Origin of the sequence: Fibrobacter sp. UWB12 (genome assembly GCF_900142485.1) — a bacterium.
In the GTDB taxonomy this organism is placed as follows: Bacteria; Fibrobacterota; Fibrobacteria; order Fibrobacterales; family Fibrobacteraceae; genus Fibrobacter.
Genome location: NZ_FRAZ01000006.1, coordinates 185,610 through 204,933, shown reverse-complemented (window position 1 = coordinate 204,933; position 19,324 = coordinate 185,610). Strand labels below are relative to the sequence as shown.

At 46.2% G+C, this 19,324-nt stretch carries 18 protein-coding genes; 9 read left to right on the top strand and 9 right to left on the bottom strand.

Annotated features, from left to right (window positions below):
- The first annotated feature begins 15 nt into the window (after window positions 1-15).
- Together BUA34_RS10830 and BUA34_RS10825 are read left to right on the top strand one after the other, a co-directional pair.
- Window positions 16-1,620: a nitrogenase component 1 gene (locus tag BUA34_RS10830; RefSeq protein WP_072829455.1), complete on the top strand. Its 1,605-nt coding sequence runs from the start codon at window positions 16-18 to the stop codon at window positions 1,618-1,620.
- Window positions 1,621-1,637: 17 nt separating this feature from the next.
- The gene (locus BUA34_RS10825) at window positions 1,638-2,996 is read left to right on the top strand and encodes a nitrogenase component 1 (protein WP_072829453.1); all 1,359 of its coding nucleotides are present in this window, start codon (window positions 1,638-1,640) and stop codon (window positions 2,994-2,996) included.
- A gap of 101 nt (window positions 2,997-3,097) precedes the next feature.
- Here the strand turns inward: BUA34_RS10825 and pdxT are convergent, their stop codons facing one another.
- Both pdxT and pdxS read right to left on the bottom strand, forming a co-directional pair.
- Complete coding sequence (gene pdxT, locus BUA34_RS10820; protein WP_072829451.1) at window positions 3,098-3,712, bottom strand: pyridoxal 5'-phosphate synthase glutaminase subunit PdxT; 615 nt, start codon at window positions 3,710-3,712, stop codon at window positions 3,098-3,100.
- On the bottom strand, window positions 3,712-4,590 hold the full coding sequence (gene pdxS, locus BUA34_RS10815; protein ID WP_072829449.1) for a pyridoxal 5'-phosphate synthase lyase subunit PdxS: 879 nt from the start codon (window positions 4,588-4,590) through the stop codon (window positions 3,712-3,714). The genes pdxT and pdxS overlap by 1 nt, the downstream gene beginning before the upstream one ends.
- 145 nt (window positions 4,591-4,735) lie before the next feature.
- Here pdxS and BUA34_RS10810 point away from each other — a divergent pair, with 145 nt between their 5' ends.
- The 5 genes from BUA34_RS10810 to BUA34_RS10790 all read left to right on the top strand — a co-directional run bounded on the left by BUA34_RS10810 (window position 4,736) and on the right by BUA34_RS10790 (window position 10,338).
- The gene (locus BUA34_RS10810; protein ID WP_072829447.1) at window positions 4,736-6,163 is read left to right on the top strand and encodes a MocR-like pyridoxine biosynthesis transcription factor PdxR; all 1,428 of its coding nucleotides are present in this window, start codon (window positions 4,736-4,738) and stop codon (window positions 6,161-6,163) included.
- A 328-nt stretch (window positions 6,164-6,491) separates the two neighbouring features.
- Window positions 6,492-7,703, top strand: coding sequence for a hypothetical protein (locus BUA34_RS10805; protein WP_072829446.1), 1,212 nt, complete (start codon window positions 6,492-6,494; stop codon window positions 7,701-7,703).
- A gap of 17 nt (window positions 7,704-7,720) precedes the next feature.
- Window positions 7,721-8,749 (top strand): ABC transporter substrate-binding protein, encoded by a 1,029-nt coding sequence (locus BUA34_RS10800; RefSeq protein WP_072829444.1) that lies wholly within the window; start codon window positions 7,721-7,723, stop codon window positions 8,747-8,749.
- A gap of 12 nt (window positions 8,750-8,761) precedes the next feature.
- Window positions 8,762-9,577: an ABC transporter ATP-binding protein gene (locus BUA34_RS10795; RefSeq protein ID WP_072829442.1), complete on the top strand. Its 816-nt coding sequence runs from the start codon at window positions 8,762-8,764 to the stop codon at window positions 9,575-9,577.
- Window positions 9,574-10,338: an ABC transporter permease gene (locus tag BUA34_RS10790; protein ID WP_072829440.1), complete on the top strand. Its 765-nt coding sequence runs from the start codon at window positions 9,574-9,576 to the stop codon at window positions 10,336-10,338. The genes BUA34_RS10795 and BUA34_RS10790 overlap by 4 nt, the downstream gene beginning before the upstream one ends.
- Window positions 10,339-10,450: 112 nt before the next feature.
- Here BUA34_RS10790 and BUA34_RS10785 read toward each other — a convergent pair whose 3' ends face one another.
- The 5 genes from BUA34_RS10785 to BUA34_RS10765 form a co-directional block, all read right to left on the bottom strand.
- A complete protein-coding gene (locus BUA34_RS10785; protein ID WP_072829438.1) occupies window positions 10,451-11,362 on the bottom strand; it encodes a PLP-dependent cysteine synthase family protein in 912 nt (303 codons plus the stop codon).
- 31 nt (window positions 11,363-11,393) lie between these two features.
- Window positions 11,394-12,551 (bottom strand): trans-sulfuration enzyme family protein, encoded by a 1,158-nt coding sequence (locus tag BUA34_RS10780; protein WP_072829436.1) that lies wholly within the window; start codon window positions 12,549-12,551, stop codon window positions 11,394-11,396.
- A 301-nt stretch (window positions 12,552-12,852) separates the two neighbouring features.
- Entirely contained in the window at window positions 12,853-13,695 is an 843-nt protein-coding gene (locus BUA34_RS10775) for a class I SAM-dependent methyltransferase (protein ID WP_072829434.1), read from the bottom strand.
- A 244-nt stretch (window positions 13,696-13,939) separates the two neighbouring features.
- The gene (locus tag BUA34_RS10770; RefSeq protein ID WP_072829432.1) at window positions 13,940-14,356 is read right to left on the bottom strand and encodes a NifB/NifX family molybdenum-iron cluster-binding protein; all 417 of its coding nucleotides are present in this window, start codon (window positions 14,354-14,356) and stop codon (window positions 13,940-13,942) included.
- The gene (locus BUA34_RS10765; RefSeq protein ID WP_072829430.1) at window positions 14,349-15,221 is read right to left on the bottom strand and encodes a radical SAM protein; all 873 of its coding nucleotides are present in this window, start codon (window positions 15,219-15,221) and stop codon (window positions 14,349-14,351) included. The genes BUA34_RS10770 and BUA34_RS10765 overlap by 8 nt, the downstream gene beginning before the upstream one ends.
- 402 nt (window positions 15,222-15,623) lie before the next feature.
- On the opposite strand from BUA34_RS10765, the gene nifH reads away from it, so the two are divergent.
- Window positions 15,624-16,469 carry a nitrogenase iron protein gene (gene nifH, locus BUA34_RS10760; RefSeq protein ID WP_014545810.1) on the top strand — a complete coding sequence of 282 codons (846 nt, stop codon included), beginning with the start codon at window positions 15,624-15,626 and terminating at the stop codon, window positions 16,467-16,469.
- A 240-nt stretch (window positions 16,470-16,709) separates the two neighbouring features.
- Window positions 16,710-17,063: a DUF2442 domain-containing protein gene (locus BUA34_RS10755; protein ID WP_175545451.1), complete on the top strand. Its 354-nt coding sequence runs from the start codon at window positions 16,710-16,712 to the stop codon at window positions 17,061-17,063.
- A gap of 6 nt (window positions 17,064-17,069) precedes the next feature.
- On the opposite strand, the gene mnmA is transcribed toward BUA34_RS10755, so the two are convergent.
- Complete coding sequence (gene mnmA / locus BUA34_RS10750) at window positions 17,070-18,170, bottom strand: tRNA 2-thiouridine(34) synthase MnmA (protein WP_072829428.1); 1,101 nt, start codon at window positions 18,168-18,170, stop codon at window positions 17,070-17,072.
- Between the two features lie 206 nt (window positions 18,171-18,376).
- Window positions 18,377-19,309 carry a cysteine synthase A gene (gene cysK, locus BUA34_RS10745; RefSeq protein ID WP_072829426.1) on the bottom strand — a complete coding sequence of 311 codons (933 nt, stop codon included), beginning with the start codon at window positions 19,307-19,309 and terminating at the stop codon, window positions 18,377-18,379.
- Window positions 19,310-19,324: the final 15 nt, after the last annotated feature.

The window sequence follows — 19,324 nt, the reverse complement described above, 5'->3', positions numbered from 1 at the left end:
AGGAGGTAAAAATCTATGGCATCAACTAACATTAATTTAAATATGACCTCGGTCGAAAACCGCGAATATCGACTGGGTACCATTATCGGTTGGGACGGCAAAGCCAGCGACTTGATCAAGGAATCCGCTTACGATGAACGTAGTGCGAAAAAGCATGGTGGCTGCGCTGGCAAGGGTGCGGGCTGTAAGCTTTGCGAATTGCAATCTCCGCTCAATCAAGAAACCATGTGCTCTAACGCCATTGTTCAGTGCCAGGTGGGTAACCTCACGGACTGCGCTTTGATTGACCATTCCCCGATCGGCTGCAGCGGCGAAAACTCCAAATTCAACCTTTCTATGCATGTGGGCCTTAAGCGTCGTGGCAAGCCTTTGCAGAATACTTTGAACATCAGCACCAACCTGAAAGAACAGGACATGGTGTTCGGTGCTTCTGAAAAGCTTCGTCAAACGATTCGTGATGCAAAAGAACGTTTCAATCCCAAGGCTATTTTCATTGGCATGGCTTGTGCTACCGCTATTATCGGTGAAGACATTGACTCCATCGCCGAAGAAATGGAACCTGAAGTTGGCGTGCCTATAATTCCGCTGCACTGCGAAGGCTTCCGTTCCAAGCATTGGTCAACCGGCTTCGACATTGCATTCCATGGCGTTCTCCGTCAAATCGTGAATCGCCATCCGACCAAAAAGCAAAATGACTTGCTCAATATTGTTGCGCTTTGGGGAACGGACTATTTCTCTGAAATGCTTGCTCCGCTTGGCCTCCGTGTGAATTACCTCTTGGATACTGCATCTTTCGATGAAATCCGCCAGGCTTCAGAAGCTGTCGCGACTGCTACCTTCTGCGATACTTTGGGTGGTTACATGGCTACCGCACTTGAAGAATCCTTCGGCGTTCCGCAAATCGATGCTCCGCAACCGTATGGCATTAAGGGCACTGACGAATGGCTCCGCGCTATTGCAAAAGTTGTCGGTAAAGAAAAAGAAGCTGAAGAATATATCGAAAGTGAACACAAGCGTATTGCTCCGAAGCTCGCTGAACTTCGCGAATTTTTCAAGGGCAAGAACGGCATCGTAATGACGGGTTCTGCTTATGCTCACGGCCTTATCAGTGTTCTTTCGGAACTCGGGATAGGCCACGATGCAGCTCTCGTGTTCCATCATGACCCCATTTACGATGGTGCAGGTAAGCATCAAGACACCTTGAAGGAACTTGTAGAAACTTACGGCGACATTCCGCACTATACTGTAAGTAAGACTCGCGCCTTCCAGCTTCCGCAACTTTTGAAGCGTGCCAAGACGGACTTCTTGCTCATTCGCCATCCGGGCCTTGCATCTGTCGCGGGTCACCTCGGATTCCCGACCCTCACCATGGGCGACGAACATATTCCGGTGGGCTACGAAGGTATCCTCCGCATTGGTGAAATGCTCAAGGGCGTTCTTTCACGTACAAAGTTTAACCAAGTTCTCAAGCGTAATGTGAAACTCCCGTATTCTGATTGGTGGCTTGCTCAGGACGATCCGTTCTATTTGACGCATCACCCAGAAGCACTTAACGACCTTCCTGAACCGAGAAATCTCAAGTTCAGCAAAGGCAAAGAATCTAATTCAGAAAACGCATAATAAGGGAGATTTCGAAAATGTCAGAAGCACTTAATACAAATAAAAAGAAAAAGAGCAATTCTATTTCGGACCCCCGCTATTCTTGCGCAGTTGGTGCGTCCAATACGGTTGTCGGCATCAAGGGTGCAGTTCCTATAGCCAACTGCTCTCCGGGTTGCCAGCTTAAGCAAACCGCATTCCTCACTTTTGAAAACGGCTTCCAGGGCAGCATTTTCGCTGGTGCTGGTAACATGCCGAGCGCAAACTCTACCGAAAATGACATCGTGTTCGGCGGTATCAAGACTTTGGATCAATTGATTAAATCAACGCTCAAGGTTTTCGATGGTGACCTTTATGTTGTTCTTACGGGTTGTGTGGGCGGCCTCATTGGTGATGACGTCCCCAGCTTGGTGAATGAATATCGCGATTTGGGCTACCCGATTGTGGCTGTGGATACCGCAGGCTTTAAGGGCAATAACCTTTTCGGTCACGAAGAAGTGGTAAACGCCATTGTCGATCAGTTTGTGGGCGATTACAAGGGCGAACGCAAGAAGGGCCTTGTCAACCTTTGGTTTGAAGTTCCGTATTACAACCAGAACTGGCGCGGAGATTATCAGGAACTTGCCCGTATTCTCCGTGGCGCTGGCTTTGAAGTGAATGTGCTCTTTGGACCTGAAAATAACGGTGTCAAGGACTGGTTGCGCATTCCAGAAGCCCAGTTCAACTTGGTGGTTTCTCCGTGGGTTGGCGTGAGAAACGCTGAACACCTTGAGAAAAAATATGGTCAGCCGTTCCTCCACATTCCTGAAATTCCAATCGGTGCTGAAGCAACTGCTGCATTTATCCGCAAAGTTGTTGATTTTGCCGGAATCGATAAGGAACAGAGCGAAAAGTTCATTGAACAAGAAAATGGTATTTATTACTACTATTTGGAACACTTCTCTGAATTCTTTGCTGAATACTGGTACGGTATGCCGAGTGAATTTGCGATTACCGCTGATTCCGCTTACACGCTTGCTTACACCAAGTTCCTTGCTGACCAAATCGGTCTTATTCCGCGCAAGGCGATTATCACGGACGATCCTCCGCAGAAATTCCGCAAGGGAATTGAAGATGCTTTCCATAATATCAGCGAAGGCGTCGATGTTGAAGTGGAATTCGAAGAAGATGGCTACTTGATTGAAAAAGCTATCAAGGAAGTTGATTTCTCTTCTGGAAAGCCGTTGATTCTTGCTTCTTCTTGGGAAATCAATCTTGCCAATGATAAGGGCGCTTTGTTCTTTGAAATTACGCCTCCGTCCAGCGAAACTTTGATTATCAATCGTAGTTTCGTCGGTTATAAGGGTGCTCTTAATTTGCTTGAAAAAATTTATAGCGCATCCGTTGGCGGAAAGTAAGTTCTTGCTTCTTCACTACATCAACAAAAGTGCCGACTGGTTCATCAGTCGGCATTTTTTATTTGAAGTAAATGAATTTGCGGATTGGACATGCGCATGCCCTACTTTACAAGATTCAAAAAGTACTGGTGAATGCTTGTATCGCTATTGAGTTCTGGATGGAACGACAGTGCAATTTGATTCTTGTATTTTACGGCGACGATTTGCTTTGTGACGCTTGTGGCGTTTGCGTCAGTGTTTATGCTCGCGGTTCGCGAAAGAACTTCGACGTCGTTCCCAACAGATTCGAAGAATGGTGCGCGAATAAAAGTTTGCGGAACTTTTCCGATGTGCGCGACTTCGTTTTCTGTAAAGAAACTGCCGAGCTGCCGTCCGTAAGCATTGCGACGGATGACTGCCGGAAGTGTCGCGAAGTGCGCCTTGTTTTCGCCTGCAATGTGTTCGGCAAGGAGAATTGCCCCTGCGCATGTCGCAAGCACGGGAAGCCCGTTTACAATTTTTTGACGCAATGGTTCGAATAGCCCCAAGTCGCGAAGGAGCTTGCCTTGTACGGTGCTTTCACCTCCGGGGAGTACAATACCGTCTAAATGACGGTCGAGATCGCGCAATTGCCTGATTTCAAAGACTTCTGCGCCAAGCGATTCAAGAATGCGTTCGTGTTCGATGAACGCTCCTTGTACCGCAAGCACGCCTATCTGCGGTTTTGCATTAGGCATTATTTCCCCCTTTCTGCCATAAGCAATGCGATTTCTTGTTCGTTGATGCCGACCATGGCTTCGCCCAAGTCTTCGGAAAGTTTGGCGATAAGTTTTGCATCGGTGTAGTTCGTAACGGCTTGAACAATTGCGGCGGCACGCTTTGCGGGATTGCCCGACTTGAAAATGCCGGATCCCACGAATACGCCTTCTGCGCCAAGTTGCATCATGAGGGCTGCATCGGCGGGAGTGGCAACACCCCCAGCCGCAAAGTTCACGACCGGAAGTTTCTTGTGGTCGTGAACATAGCGCACCAGGTCGTACGACACTTGAAGTTCCTTGGCCCGGTTGAAAAGTTCGTCTTCGCGCAAGTTGGAAATGCGGGCGATTTCCTGATTCATCAGACGCATGTGTCGTACAGCTTGGACGATGTCGCCCGTGCCCGGTTCTCCCTTGGTACGAATCATGGACGCACCCTCTTCGATTCGGCGTAATGCTTCGCCCAAATCTTTTGCGCCGCACACAAAGGGAACATTAAATTCACGCTTGTTGATGTGAAAAACATCATCGGCTGGAGAAAGCACTTCGCTTTCGTCAATGTAGTCGATTTCGATGGCCTGTAAAATCTGTGCTTCTGCAAAGTGCCCGATGCGGCATTTGGCCATCACAGGGATGGAAACGGCGTCCTGAATACCCTTGATCATCTTTGGATCACTCATTCTTGATACTCCGCCAGCGGCGCGAATGTCGGCGGGAATGCGCTCTAATGCCATTACGGCAGCAGCACCCGCTGCTTCTGCGATTTTGGCCTGTTCCGGCGTGGTTACATCCATGATGACGCCGCCCTTGAGCATTTGGGCAAGATTCTTATTGAGTTCGTAACGGTTCTGTTCTGGCATGAGTATCTCCTTGATTGTGAAATGGTTTGTTTTTTTTTCAAGGGGGAATTTAAAACATTCGTTGGGCTTGTTCAATATTCAGTTTTTTATTATTTTTATAAGGTCAGTTAAATGTCAGATTTGCATATTTAATAAGGTCAGGTTTATGTTTACTTACGATATGTCCAAGGCAGGTTCCAATAGCCTTTATCATTATCTTTACCAATGCATCAAAAAAGATATCGTAAGCGGGAAAATTTTAGCAGATGAACAGATTCCATCTAAAAGAAGTCTTGCGCAAAATCTCGGCATTAGCGTGGTGACCATTGAAAATGCTTACGCACAACTTTTGGCCGAAGGCTTTATTTATTCTCTTCCGAAAAAGGGATTCTTTGTCGTTGATATCAATGCGAAGGCGACATTGCAAGTCCAATCGCGTCAAAAGATTTATCACTCACGCAGGCTTCGGGCTGATTTTCACGAAGAATCTGAGCATACCAACCCAAAGTACATTGCCGATTTTGCAAGCAATGGCGCGGATATCGAGGCTTTCCCTTTTTCGACCTGGGCTAAGATTACCCGAGAAGTTCTTTGCGAAAGGCAAAAGGACTTGTTGCAAGTCTCTCCTGGCGTTGGCACATTAGAGCTTCGCCGCGCTATTGTGCGCATGCTCCGTGAATTCAGGAATATTCAGGTGACGCCTGAACAAATTGTTATCGGGGCGGGAACGGATTATCTCTATGGTTTGCTTGTTCAGCTGTTGGGATTTGACAAGTGCTATGCTGTCGAAGATCCTGGCTGGAGCAAGATTTCAAAAATCTACAGTCAATATGGTGTCAAGGTGAACCATGTCCCTGTTGAAGGCGATAGCTTTGTAGATGCATTAAAGAAATCAAATGCCGATATCGTGCATATTTCTCCGGCGCATCATTTCCCGACGGGGAAGGTGATGCCTGTTGGTGAACGCTATCATTTGCTCAGCTGGGCGGCGGAATCGCCTAAACGCTACATTGTCGAAGATGACTACGACAGCGAATTTCGCATGACCGGAAAACCGATCCCTGCATTGCAAAATATTGATGTCACTGAAAAGGTTGTGTACTTGAATACATTCTCCAAGACGATGACATCTGCCATTAGGCTCAGTTATATGGTTCTCCCTCCGCACCTTGCCGAAAAATTTCACAACGAACTTTCATTTTATTCTTGTACCGTATCGACTCTTGACCAATATGTGATGGCGAAGTTTATTGACCTCGGGTATTACGAAACGCATATCAACCGTATGCGCAATTTGTACAGAAGTAAACGAGACGCGTTGCTTACGGCGATTGATAAAAGTAAGCTTTCAAAAGTAGCGCATGTTTACGAAGAAGATGCTGGCTTGCATTTTATTCTTGAGATGAATACTAATTGTTCTGATGCTGAATTCTGTAAGCGGTTGCGTCAGAAGGGCGTCAATGTTAAGGCTCTTTCGGAATATTATTTTGACGCAACGCCTTCGGAACACAAGTTTGTTATCAACTATTCTTCTGTTGAAAGAAATAAGATGAAAAAAGCAGTGCAAATCATTGCCGACCTTTTTCAAGTTTAATTGATTGCAAACACTGTTTATAGCCTGCTGCTATTTGTGTGTAGTATGTATAAATTAATTTTATACATAAAGCCAAACCTTATATCAAGCGATAAAAATAAAGTATTTTACAAAGCGTTTTTTGTTTTCTAACTTAGGCATCGCAATCGAGAACGCAGTGTTCCGACACATGAACAATCAACACGAGGATACCTATATGTGTTGTAGCTGTAAAATTCATCAGTAAATAAGCCGATGCCTTTTTGAAGGTTGATTGGCAATTCTAAATGCGCGCAGAATATTGCTCTGCGTGGTTATTCAACTCATACAAAAATTAGGAGATTTTTCCATGAATTTCAATATTAAAAAAACTATAACTCAAGTTATCCTTTTGTCTTCATTTACCGCTTTTGCTGCAGAACCCATTGCGGTTTCCACGAAATCTGGCGTAAGTGCAACGCTTTACGGTTTTGCATCTTTGAATGCTGCTTACGAAGATTCCAAAAGTAATAACGGTAACTTTGCAAATTTTGCCGCTGCATCGGACATTACAAACGAAAATGATGGCGGTTGGCATTTTACGCCGAACCTGACGAGAATCGGCCTCAATCTTTCGAGCGGTAGCGATACTGCGTTCTTCAAGGCAAATGGTAAAATCGAAGTTGATTTCTACGGCGGCGGTTCCGGCAACGCTCCTACTCCGAGACTCCGTCATGGTTACGGTGAAATTTCTTTTGGCAAGTCCGGCTTCTCCATTTTGGGCGGTCAAACATGGGATTTGATTTCTCCGTTGGTGACTCCGACGCTCAACGCTGGCGTTCTTAACAATTCGGGTGATCCGGGCCTTCGCAGAGCTCAACTCAGATTCACTGAAAAAGTCCCTGTTGGCGAAGGTTCTTTGGATTTTGCCGTTGCCCTTCTCCGTACTATCGGCGAAACACAACCTTACAACACTTCTTCTGCCTCGGAAACTGGTGTTGATGCCGACATTCCCACAATTCAGGGACGCATCGGCATTGCGCTTCCTCTTTGGGTTGATGGCAAGAAATTCGGTTTAGGTATTTCCGGTCACTACGGCCAAGAAGAAGTTGACTTGGATGCCACAGGCGATACGAAGGATATTCCCACATGGTCTTTCAATGTGGATTTAACGCTCCCCATAACAAGTAACTTTACCTTTCTTGGTGAATATTTTATTGGTGCAAATCTTGATACTTATGCGGCAGGCATTGGACGCGGACTTGCTGCAAATACTGAAGATCTAGAAAGCGTAAGAAGCATTGGCGCTTATGGTGGCTGGATCGCTTTGCAGGCAAAATTTATTCAAAAGCTGGCCTTTAATGTGGGTGCAGGGCTTGACAAGCTGAAGCGCGAAGATATCAGAAAAGTCGGTGGTCGTGAACAAAACTTCTCATTCTTTGCCAATACGACCTACAATTTGACAGACGCATTCTCGTTTGGCTTTGAATACCTTCACGTTCAAACAGATTACTGGACTGCAAATACGGTAAAGGAAGCTGACTTGAATCGCTATCAACTTTCTGCAACTTATGCATTCTAACAAGGGAGAATTTAACAATGACTCAGAATAAATTATACATCCGAATTGCAACAGCAATCCTCTTTGTTCTCGCCTGCGTATCATCTTCAATTGCCGCAGACAAGCTTTCCATTGGCTACCTCTCTTCTACGGGCCAGGGCAAATTCTTCATCGCAAAAGATGCGGGCATTTTCAAGAAGAACGGCCTTGACGTAGAATTGGTGGAATTCTCGAATTCTGGCGATGGCATTGCTGCCGTTCGTGCCGGAAAGCTCGATGCAGGTGCTTTTGGCTCACTCGCTCCGCTGATCCATGTTTCGCAGGGTGCTGATATTCGCGTTATTGGCGGCCTCATGGGTGGCGACCAGGCTGTGATTACCCGCAAGGAAAATGCAGGCTCCGTCAAAAAACTGAGCGATCTCAAGGGAAAGAAAATCGCTACAATCCGTTTGGGAACAGCGGATGCCATTGTTCGCGGAGGCCTCAAAAAAGAAGGTATTGACTGGCGTAAGGATGTTACTATTGTAGAACTCAAAAATCCGCCTGCAGTTATCGAAGCGGTAAAGAACGGCAGTGTGTATGCCGGCGTGACCTGGGGCCCGCACGACCTCCGTGCCGAAGAAGCGGGTCTCTCTGTGGTGCTCCGCAGCAAGGACATCAATCCGGGACATATTTGCTGCCGCCTCATTGCATCGCTACGCAAACTTGAAGGCCGTGACGACATTTACAAGCGCTTGGTCAAGTCGCTGATTGAAGCCGAAGAACTTGTCGCAAACGATCACAAGAAGAGCGTAGAAATTATTGCTAAGTGGATTAAGCTTGATACGGCTCTCGTCAACAAGGCTTTCTACAGCGGTTACGTGACGCAGGATACCGACCCGAACGTGAAAGGCGTTGAATTCTTTTGGGATTTCTTGAAGGATGCGGAATTCATCAAGTCCGACAAGAAGGTCTCTCAATATGTCCTCACGAACTACTATCGTGACGCTCTTGCCGAACTCCGCAAGCAGCAACCCAAATCTGAATTCTATGCCAACGCCGAAAAAATATTCAAGTCTAGAAACTAAGGTAAAATCAACATGAGTCAAACGCAAAGTGGTTTTGAAGCAACAAATCTCGGTTTTTCTTATGATGGCAAGCCAATCCTGAAAGACATCAACTTGAAAATCAACCAAGGCGAATTTGTTTGTTTACTAGGCGAAAGCGGCAGTGGCAAGACCACTTTGCTGAACCTTCTCGCCGGGCTTACTAAGCCAAGCGAAGGGCGTGTTTACTGGAAGGGAAAAGAAATCGAAAAACCTTCCGCAGAAAGGAGCGTAGTCTTTCAAGACTACACTCTTTTTCCTTGGTTAACCCTTCTACAAAATGTTTCGCTCGCTATTAAAAAAACTAAAAAGGTCAATGGGCGTTTTGCAAAACATTTGGCTGAAGAATATTTGAACTTGGTGGGACTTTCCGGAAGCCTCCATAAATATCCCTTTGAACTTTCGGGCGGTATGCGTCAACGTGGAGCTATTGCAAGAGCGTTGAGCGTTGGGGCGGACGCCCTTCTTTTGGATGAACCCTTTGGAGCGCTTGATCCTGTAAATCGTGCAAGCCTTCAAGATTTAGTCCTTGAGCTTTGCCGTGGCGTAAAAGACCGTCCGATAACAACTTTGTTTGTGACACACGATATTCGCGAGGCTGTTTATTTAGGGAGCCGAATTATTGTATTGGGTTCTACGCCTGGCCGCATTATTGCCGATATTCCTTTGGATTTTCCGGTGAAGAAAAGTCGCACGGAATGGTTCCGCAACGAAAAAGTTCAAAAAACAATTATCGAAATCGAAGATGCCTACCACAAGGACATCCTTGAAAAACTCGGCCATACCGTACAGGAGGGCGCTAGCATATGAGAATTTTTGTAAAATACCTATCTAAATTTTCAGGATTTTTATTCCTTCTTCTTTTGCTTGGAATTTGGACATTAATCAGTAGCGGCCCAGAATGGAGTAGCCAATATTTGTTCCCATCGCCCAAAGCGATTGCGGAAGCCCTTTTCAATTCGCGTGAAGAACTTTTGCGGAGTGCGTGGGCGTCGCTCCTGAAGCTTGTTCCTGCTTACTTTGCGGCGGCTGTTGTTGGGATTTCCATTGGAATTGTTTCTGGATCTGTTCCTTGGGTGGGCAATATGTTAAAGCCTATTTCCCGATTTGCGGCTCCCATTCCGCCTAACGTCTATATTCCTTACGCAATCGCCATTTTGCCGACATTCTATCTTTCTTCCACATTCATCATTTTTATTGCCGCTTTTTGGCCCATTTACTTGAATACCGCAGCCGGTGCTGCCGATATTCCTGAAAAATACAAGCGGAACGCCGCCATCATCGGCATTGGTCGCTTTGAATACTTGTGGAGAATTGCCTTTGTCGCAAGCCTTCCTTCCATTTTTTCTGGGCTTTCTGTAGGCATGGGGCTTTCGTTCATTATGCTCACTGTTGCTGAACTCTTTGGCGAAAATACAGGGCTAGGGCATTTCGTGCAATTTTATGCAGACTATTCCGATTACCCCAACATGGTTGCCGGAATCCTTTGGACGGGCATTGTTGTTCTTGCGATTATGGAACTATTTGAATTTGTAAAACGCAAGGTTTTGTTCTGGACGAAGGCAAATTAAATTAGTAGAGTCTGAATTTAAACGAATCTATAAAAAGTAACTAAGAAATACCCCTGATGTTTTAAACATCAGGGGTATTTCTTTCTCGAATCTATTGTTAAACCAATTTTATTTATTCATATAATCCCTTGCTAAAGTAGCGGTCGCCACGGTCTGGTGCTACAAAGACGATGTTTCCGCGTGCGCCTGAAGCGATAAGCTTCTTGGCTGCTGCGAAAGCGGCTCCAGAAGAAGATCCTGCAATGATGCCTTCTTTTTTGGCGAGGTCGCGGGCTCCGCCGAAGGCGTCATCGTCATTGATTTTTACAACTCTATCGACGAGGGACATGTCCATAGTGTCGGCGATAAAATCGTTTCCGATTCCTTCGATGTTATAATCGCCATGTTCGCCGCCCCCCATTGTAGAACCTACGGGGTCTGCCAACACGCCTTGGATATTGGGATTACGTTCCTTGAGGTACTTGAGGATTCCCGAATATGTGCCGCCGCTCCCTGCGCCAGCGACTACATAATCGATATGTCCGTCAAGGTCCTTGTAAATCTCGGGGCCGGTTGTTTCGTAATGGGCGCGAGGATTTGCCATGTTATGGAATTGTCTGAGCGAAATGGAATCCGGGATTTGCTTGAGTAATTCTTCGGCTTTCTTTTCGGCTCCAAGCATGCCTTCTTCACGCGGGGTGTTAATGAGTTCTGCGCCTAGCGCACGCAAAAGTGTCTGCTTTTCTTGCGAGAACTTTGTTGGTACCACAAAGATTACGCGCACGCCGCGGTTGAGGGCGGCAAAGGCGATTCCGAGACCGGTGTTTCCTGCAGTAGCTTCGATAATCGTTCCACCTGGCTTGAGCGTTCCTTGCTCGAATGCTTCTTCGACCATATAATAACCGGTACGGTCTTTCACGCTACCCGAAGGATTCCACAACTCAAGCTTCACAAACAAGTTTACACCTTCTGGAACTCCAACATGAGTAAGCTTAACAAGCGGTGTGTTTCCGATTAACGATTTCATGGATTCATAGTATTTCATAAAAAACCTCTTTTATTGCGAAGCAATCTGTTTATGCCTTTGCTGCTTCAATAGCTGCGTTTACGTCCGAAATGATGTCATCCACTTTTTCGATGCCCACAGACAAGCGGATAAGTCCATCGGTAATACCGACTTTTTCGCGGATTTCCTTTGGAATGGATGCGTGAGTCATTGTGGCCGGATGGCATACGAGGCTTTCGACACCGCCCAAGCTTTCGGCGAGTGAAACGAGCTTGAGGGCCTTGAAGAATTTCTTGATGTCATAGTTTTCGCGGAGTTCAAATGAAATCATGGCGCCGCCGTTTTTGGCTTGTTTCTTGTTTATTTCATAACCTTGTGCGGTCGGGAGTCCCGGGTAATAAACGTGCTTTACGGCTTCGTGCTTTTCGAGATAGCGGGCGATACTTTCAGCATTTTCGGTATGACGATCCAAGCGAACACCAAGAGTTTTGATGCCGCGAATCAAGAGGAAAGAATCGAAAGGTCCAAGTACTGCGCCTACTGCATTCTGATTGAATGCGAGACGTTCTGCAATTTCCTTGTTGTTGGTCACTGCAAGGCCAGCCACCACATCGCTATGGCCGCCCAAATACTTGGTTGCGGAATGTACCACAATGTCGGCGCCAAGTTCCAATGGACGCTGCAAATAAGGCGTCATGAACGTGTTATCGACAATCGTCAAGATATTATGCTTCTTTGCAATTGCGGCGACGCCTGCCAAGTCCGTCACGGTCAAAAGCGGGTTTGCGGGGCTTTCAACGAAAAATGCTTTCACATCGGGTGTAATTTTCGATTCGAGCGTTTTTAAATCGGTGGTGTCTTCAATGGAGTACGTAATGCCGAGATTCTTGAATACTTTGTCAAGAACGCGGAAGGTACCGCCATAGACGTTGCTTGAAATGATAATGCGGTCACCCTGCTTGAAAAGCGAAAGAACTGTTGATGTCGCTGCCATGCCGCTTGCAAACGCAAAGCCAGCAACACCGCTTTCGAGTTCTGCAATCAATGCTTCAAGAGCTGCACGCGTGGGGTTCCCGGTGCGAGAATATTCCCAACCAGTGTTTTCACCAAGACCAAATTGCTTGTAGGTAGATGTCTGGTAAATGGGAACGTTTACTGCTCCTGTAACCTTGTCGCCATCGATGCCGCCGTGAATGAGCTTTGTTTCGATATAGTTGAAATTTGACATAAGATAATAATCTCCTGTGACGCTACTAAGTGATAGCGCCTTTGTTTTTTTTGAAATTTTTTGAATAAAAAAATCCCGCTACGGAACATAAAACCGAGCGGGAACCTGTTTAAAAGTATAGCCTAAAAACTAGATGCCCGTTCGACATCGACAACAACAAGCAAAATTCAAGCTATTGAAATAAAAATTCATTTTTGTATCCTATTTCTTTTGTAGGTTTTAATTTAGATAAAGCCTTTCGATTTGGCAAGAGATTTGTTTATACTATTTTTCTAAAGCTAGTGATAAAGTTTTTCTATAATCAACGCACTGCTGCGATGAGGCGCACGGAATCAAATGCCTTAAGGTTTCCTGTCAGAAAGTAACGTTGTTGTAATGCGCTTTCACCAAGAAATTCATCGACCTTAAAACCGTTGTGCTCAAGCACTTCAAAAACTTCACGATCACGATAGCCTTCTGCCATTGTTTCACCGCAATCGGCAACGATTTTTTTCAATTGCAAAACGGAAGTAGAGAACGCTTCTTTTTGTAGGTAGTCAAAGATAATTGAAATTCCTGTTGCTGCAATTTCCGAAAACTGACGAATTGTCTCGGCAAATACGGACAGCGGCAGATAATACGAGACGCCCAATATGCTGACGACAGTTGGCTTTTTGCGGTCAAAACCGTTTTCAACAAGCTTATCTACAATGCGATCCTTGCTAAAATCAACCGCAACAAAATGGACGTTCTTCGAAACATTCCACTGAAGCTCACGAATGCGTTTTTTCTTGTAGCTTTGCGTTGGTAGCAAATCCAATTCGAAAACTTCGACATTCGGATTTTTGTTGCGAAATGAGAACGTGTCTACACCTGCTCCGCAAATCACATATTGAATCGGCCCCGATTGGGCCAAAAGCTTCACGCGATCTTCTGCAAAGCGGCTTCGCGAAAGTACGATTGGGAGGAAATATTTTCGATTGAAATACTCAACCGAATTTTCCGATTCTTGCGGAAAACGTTTTAAGATAAAGTTCGAAACTTTATCGTATTCTTCTCGACCCATAAAGTCCATGGCCAAGAAATCATTGAAAACGGTGTTGTCTGGCTGCGACGAATGCCAAGCACGAGCAAATGCGCACAATTTTGCTGTTAAACTTTCCATTGTTTTATTTCCTAAAATTTTTTGAGTTGCAGGCAAAAAAGCCCGTAAAAAAAGCCCGTGCAGGAGAACCTTACACGGGCGAGAAAATCATTCAATACCGCAATAAGCGCCCGTCAACATCGGTCGCTAGAACAACAAAATTTTGCAAATTGAATACTCATTTAATTTCCTATTGAATTGGTAGGAATAAATATAAAACCAAACTTTTCTTCCGTCAAGTTGTTTTTAAAATTTTTTTTGAACTTTATAAAGTCTTATTTTGTAAACCCTTGATTCTTGAAAGTCGTTCAGCTAATTTCTTTCGGTATAAATTTATCTTGGCGATTGCTTCATCGATGGGGAGCGCAATATCAAAAGCACGCACGTTAAAGCGAGCCAATGATTGAATTGCCTGTGGGCCAAGCTGTTGGCAAAGAACGTAATCTAAATCAGCAAGATTTTTTGCGGCCGCAAACATAGACGAATGTTCAACCTCTTGCCTTCCACATGCTCCGTCTCCGCACGAACCATCGCAATGTTCTGGTTTTACGCGAACTTCAATCTTTTCAAATTTTCCGCTCACGTCATCGACTTCATAAATGTCAAAAGCTGCTGCATGTCCAAAATGGACATTGACGTTTATGCCATCATTTGTGGCAACTGCTACTTTGTATTTAGCCATGAGAGAATGTCTCCTTTACACGGATACGGTCCATGTAAATTTGTGCACCGACATCGTAAACGCCGGGGACGCCAACGGCATCAGCGCGGCAGTGTGCGCAATGCTTGAACACGTTGATAAATACTCCTGCCTGTTCCTGTGCAATTGCGAGTCCCTTCGGAGTTGGTGCCGGAATGTCTTTGAAACCGTTCTGCGGAATCAACGGGATGATGTTATATATAATCGCACCGGCTTCGCGGACGGTTGCAGCGACATCTTCGATATGCTTGTCGTTGATTCCTGGGCAAAGAACTGTATTTACCTTGATAAGCGTGCCGCTCTTTGCAACTTTGCGGATGCCTTCAAGCTGGTTGTGAATCAGAATTTCAGCTGCTTCAACGCCCGTATAAGTTTTGCCGTGGTAGAAAATTCTCGCGTTGATCATAGCCTCGATTTCTGGGTCAACGGCATTCACCGTAACCGTCAGCGTGTCGATACCCACATCAATGACTTCGTCTGCTTTGTCGTTCAGCAAAAGCCCATTGGTGCTCATGCAACGAATCAGCTGCGGAAATTCCTTTTTGACGAGGCGGAACGTATCCAGTGCAAACGGCGTTGCAAGCGTATCGCCAGGCCCTGCAATACCCACCGTGGTAAGCTCTGGCACGAATTCTAATGCTTTGCGAATATATCCGCATGCTTCTTCGGGCTTAATGACTTTACTTGTATTTCCCGGGATTTGTGCATCTTCGTTGATGCGACGGTCGCAAAAACGGCATTCGATATTGCAGCCCGGAGCGACGGGCAAATGAATACGCCCTTTACGATTCTTACACGCACCAAAACAAGGGTGCTCTCTAAAAACGTTTTCTTGATCGATTGCCATAAAAACCTCACAAAGGCAAAGGATTCGTGTAAACACAAGACGTAAACGCCTTGCGCTAAACTAGCGGTAAATGCCGATTTAGTTTGTTGAAAAAGATGAACGGTTGCCTAACGTTCCGTAATGTGATTAATTCTTTTACTTCTCTGTCGAAGAAGTTTGGGCTAAATTTAAAAAGCGGTATAGTGAAAGACAATATCCAGCAAGGGGCAAAAATCAAAAAAAATATTTTTTTGCGATGCGCAATAGATTCCCGCTGAATGGGGTTATAAAAAGTTTTTATAGCGATGCAAAAAAAAGAAAAATTTTGACGGAATGGGTTAAAAAAATATTGAAAAGGGTTGACTCAAATTCTAAACTTGTTCTTGCCTAGCGTTTCTAAGGGACAATCCTAAGGAGACAAAAATGTCAAAGAAATTACGTCAGATTGCTATTTATGGTAAAGGCGGCATCGGCAAATCTACTACGACTCAGAACTTGACCGCAGGCCTTGTAGAACAAGGTAAACATGTTCTCGTTGTCGGTTGCGACCCCAAGGCAGACTCTACTCGTCTTTTGCTCGGTGGTCTCCATCAGAAGACTGTGCTCGATACCATTCGCGATAACAAGACCGAAATCCAGCTCTCTGACCTTGAAAAGGTTGGCTTCAAGGGCGTTCGCTGCGTGGAATCTGGTGGCCCGGAACCGGGCGTAGGTTGTGCAGGCCGCGGCATCATCACTTCCATCAGCATGCTCGAACAGCTCGGCGCATACACTGAAGATCTCGACTACGTATTCTACGATGTGCTCGGTGACGTTGTGTGCGGTGGCTTTGCTATGCCGATTCGCGAAGGCAAGGCCAAGGAAATCTACATCGTTGCTTCCGGCGAAATGATGGCTCTTTACGCTGCAAACAACATCTGTAAGGGTATCGCAAAGTACGCTGAACGCGGTGAAGTGCGCCTCGGCGGTATTATCTGCAACAGCCGTAACGTTGATAACGAACTTGACTTGCTCCGTGCATTCACCAAGGAACTCAACACGCAACTCATCCAGTACGTGCCGCGCAACAATATCGTGCAACAGGCTGAAATCCGCAAGAAGACTGTGATTGACTTTGAACCGAACTGCAACCAGGCCAATGTCTATCGCGAACTTGCAAAGAACATCGACGAAAACGAACTCTTTACCATCCCGACTCCGATGACGCAGGATCGCTTGGAACAAATTCTCATCGACTACGGCATGATGGAAAAAGACTACTCCATTTAAAACTTTTTATTGCCAACTATCTCAAAGTGAAAAATCTTACCCAATCGGGTAGGATTTTTTTTTAATGTGAACCAAATCTCGAGGAAAGCGTGTTAAGAGTATAGAAGCTTAAAAATCGTAACACCATATTGACGGATATAAAATTATATCCTAAATTCAAAGGAGATTAAATGCCGACATTGCTTAAATAATATGCACAAAAGAGACATTGAAAGCGCTGAACTCGTAAGGGGCGGAATTTTGCTAACAGCAAAGGATGGGCGTACAGCCCTTTTGAAATTCCGTGATTCGGAACGACTTCGTTCTGCTAGTGCAGAACAGCGGGCCGCTTTCAGATTGTCTTTTGGGGGCTTGCGCTGGGATGAAATAGACGAAGATCTCTCTTACGATAGCATTTTTGAACCGCAAGCACATCCGTTGCGTGGCTCGGCAAAATTTAAATCGCTTAACATGTCCGAGGTAGCAAGGCGGCTAGGAATACAGCAGTCGTTGATGGCTGCGTATATGAATGGTTCCAAAAAGCCGTCTGCTGAACGGGAAAAACTTATTCGTGAAGAAATCCGTAAAATCGGTCGCGAACTTTTGGAAATTTGATTCCTCTTACTTATCAATTATCGCGCTGGCGACGACTCCGTTGTTCGCGTATAGTACGAGCACTTGTCCTGGAGCAGATGCGAATTGTGGCTCATCAAACTGCACGCGGATTTTGCCGGCTGCGGTTTCCAAAGCCGTAATTCTGGCTGTTGCGCCTTTATGGCCGAGGCGAATATGTGCCGTGAGCGGTTCTTTTAAAAGCGGGGATGTCTCCGAAACCATCAGGTTTAAGTCAACGGCAGAAACTTCGGTACAGCTCAATGCGCTGCGCGGTCCGAGAATTACCTGGTTGTGGTGTGCGTCAATCGCTACAACATAAAGCGGTTCTGCTTGCCCGCCGATGTTGAGCCCCTTACGTTGCCCGATCGTGTAATGCACAATGCCCTTATGCTTCCCGAGAACTTTTCCGTTCACATCGACAAAATCTCCAGGCACGTTATCGCTCTCGTCAAATAACACCGAGTAATCGCCGCATTCGATAAAGTCTTGGCTTTCACGCTTTGTTGCAAAATCGTCCCAGCCGATTTCTTTGGCGAGCGCTTTTACTTCGGCTTTCTGCATTCCGCCCAGCGGAAAAATCACCGTCGAAAGTTGTTCTGCCGTGAGTCGTGAAAGAAAGTAGGTCTGGTCTTTGTGCTCGTCCAGCGCTTCGTACAAGAACGGAACATCTGGATTTATAAAGTCGAGCCGCGCGTAATGCCCAGTCGCAAAATAATCGAATTCAATTCCCATTTTGCGGGCCGCATGCAACAGCGCTCCGAACTTGATGTTCTGATTGCAGCGTACGCATGGATTCGGTGTTCGGCCGGCACGGTATTCCGCACGGAAATAGTCGAGAACCCGGTGCTTGTATTCTTCGGCGACCGGAACAACATAATGCGGAATTCCAAGGCGTTCGGCGACAAGTTTTGCTTCTTCGATATTCTTGTCTTCGCTCGGACCGTAGCAACCCTCGCGACCTTCGACCGCGGGCATTTTCACGGAGCCGTCCCACGTCGCCATCGTCATGCCGACAACTTCGTAACCTTGCTTTTTCAGTAAATACGCCGAAAGGGCGGAATCCACACCGCCCGACAATCCTACAGCGACACGCTTTTTCTGTGACATGTTAAAACCGTTCTTTTTATAATTGGCGATCCCGGCACAGGGCCGGGATGACAATGCATTGTATAAAACACAAATAAACGCTAGGGAGGCGAATGGAACCTTCTAGCGTTTTTCACTCAATAATGAATCATCTTAATGTTTTTTCGGTTTCTGCTGCGAGGCGAATGGAACCGCGAAGCACTTACCGAACAAATTTTATCTAACACTTAGTCAGCAAAGAGCGGAGTGGAGAGGTAACGGTCGCCGCTATCCGGGAGGAGTGCGACAATCGTCTTGCCCTTGTTTTCCGGGCGCTTTGCAAGTTCGACTGCGGCGTGGAGGGCTGCACCAGAAGAGATACCGACGAGGATACCTTCAGCCTTGGCAATTGCCTTGCCGGCGGCGAATGCGTCTTCGTTCTTGACCGGGAGCACTTCGTCATAGACGGAGGTGTTCAAAGTATCCGGAACAAAGCCAGCGCCAATACCCTGGATCTTGTGCGGACCAGCCGTGCCCTTGGAAAGCACCGGAGAAGATTCCGGTTCAACTGCGACAACCTTCACATTCGGATTTTGGGACTTGAGGTATTCACCGACACCCGTGACCGTTCCACCAGTACCTACGCCTGCGACAAAAATATCAACCTTGCCGTCCGTGTCTTCCCAAATTTCCGGACCCGTCGTTGCCTTGTGGGCGGCCGGGTTTGCCGGGTTCACGAACTGACCCGGGATAAAGCTGTTCGGAATTTCATTGGAAAGTTCCGTTGCACGAGCGATAGCGCCCTTCATGCCCTTAGCGCCTTCAGTGAGAACAATTTCTGCACCGTAAGCCTTGATGAGCTGGCGACGTTCGATACTCATGGTTTCCGGCATCACGATGATGATGCGGTAGCCGCGAGCTGCTGCGACGGAAGCGAGACCGATACCAGTGTTACCAGAAGTCGGTTCGATAATCACGGAACCCGGCTTAAGCTTGCCTGAAGCTTCGGCATCGTCAATCATTGCCTTGGCAATACGATCCTTGACAGATCCAGCCGGGTTGAAATATTCAAGCTTTGCCACGATCTTAGCCTGGAGATTGTTTTCCTTTTCGATGTGGGAAAGTTCAAGAAGCGGGGTATGACCGATAAGTTGGTCAGCAGATGCGTAAATTTTTGACATGGTAGAATCCTTTTG

Excerpts from the sequence above, each read along its gene's own strand:
- BUA34_RS10795 (WP_072829442.1), top strand. The coding sequence starts at position 8,762 with ATGAGTCAAACGCAAAGTGGTTTTGAAGCAACAAATCTCGGTTTTTCT.
- BUA34_RS10790 (WP_072829440.1), top strand. The coding sequence starts at position 9,574 with ATGAGAATTTTTGTAAAATACCTATCTAAATTTTCAGGATTTTTATTC.
- BUA34_RS10785 (WP_072829438.1), bottom strand. The coding sequence starts at position 11,362 with ATGAAATACTATGAATCCATGAAATCGTTAATCGGAAACACACCGCTT.
- pdxS (WP_072829449.1), bottom strand. The coding sequence starts at position 4,590 with ATGCCAGAACAGAACCGTTACGAACTCAATAAGAATCTTGCCCAAATG.
- BUA34_RS10830 (WP_072829455.1), top strand. The coding sequence starts at position 16 with ATGGCATCAACTAACATTAATTTAAATATGACCTCGGTCGAAAACCGC.
- nifH (WP_014545810.1), top strand. The coding sequence starts at position 15,624 with ATGTCAAAGAAATTACGTCAGATTGCTATTTATGGTAAAGGCGGCATC.
- cysK (WP_072829426.1), bottom strand. The coding sequence starts at position 19,309 with ATGTCAAAAATTTACGCATCTGCTGACCAACTTATCGGTCATACCCCG.
- BUA34_RS10800 (WP_072829444.1), top strand. The coding sequence starts at position 7,721 with ATGACTCAGAATAAATTATACATCCGAATTGCAACAGCAATCCTCTTT.
- BUA34_RS10810 (WP_072829447.1), top strand. The coding sequence starts at position 4,736 with ATGTTTACTTACGATATGTCCAAGGCAGGTTCCAATAGCCTTTATCAT.
- mnmA (WP_072829428.1), bottom strand. The coding sequence starts at position 18,170 with ATGTCACAGAAAAAGCGTGTCGCTGTAGGATTGTCGGGCGGTGTGGAT.
- BUA34_RS10805 (WP_072829446.1), top strand. The coding sequence starts at position 6,492 with ATGAATTTCAATATTAAAAAAACTATAACTCAAGTTATCCTTTTGTCT.
- BUA34_RS10825 (WP_072829453.1), top strand. The coding sequence starts at position 1,638 with ATGTCAGAAGCACTTAATACAAATAAAAAGAAAAAGAGCAATTCTATT.
- BUA34_RS10765 (WP_072829430.1), bottom strand. The coding sequence starts at position 15,221 with ATGGCAATCGATCAAGAAAACGTTTTTAGAGAGCACCCTTGTTTTGGT.
- pdxT (WP_072829451.1), bottom strand. The coding sequence starts at position 3,712 with ATGCCTAATGCAAAACCGCAGATAGGCGTGCTTGCGGTACAAGGAGCG.
- BUA34_RS10780 (WP_072829436.1), bottom strand. The coding sequence starts at position 12,551 with ATGTCAAATTTCAACTATATCGAAACAAAGCTCATTCACGGCGGCATC.
- BUA34_RS10770 (WP_072829432.1), bottom strand. The coding sequence starts at position 14,356 with ATGGCTAAATACAAAGTAGCAGTTGCCACAAATGATGGCATAAACGTC.
- BUA34_RS10775 (WP_072829434.1), bottom strand. The coding sequence starts at position 13,695 with ATGGAAAGTTTAACAGCAAAATTGTGCGCATTTGCTCGTGCTTGGCAT.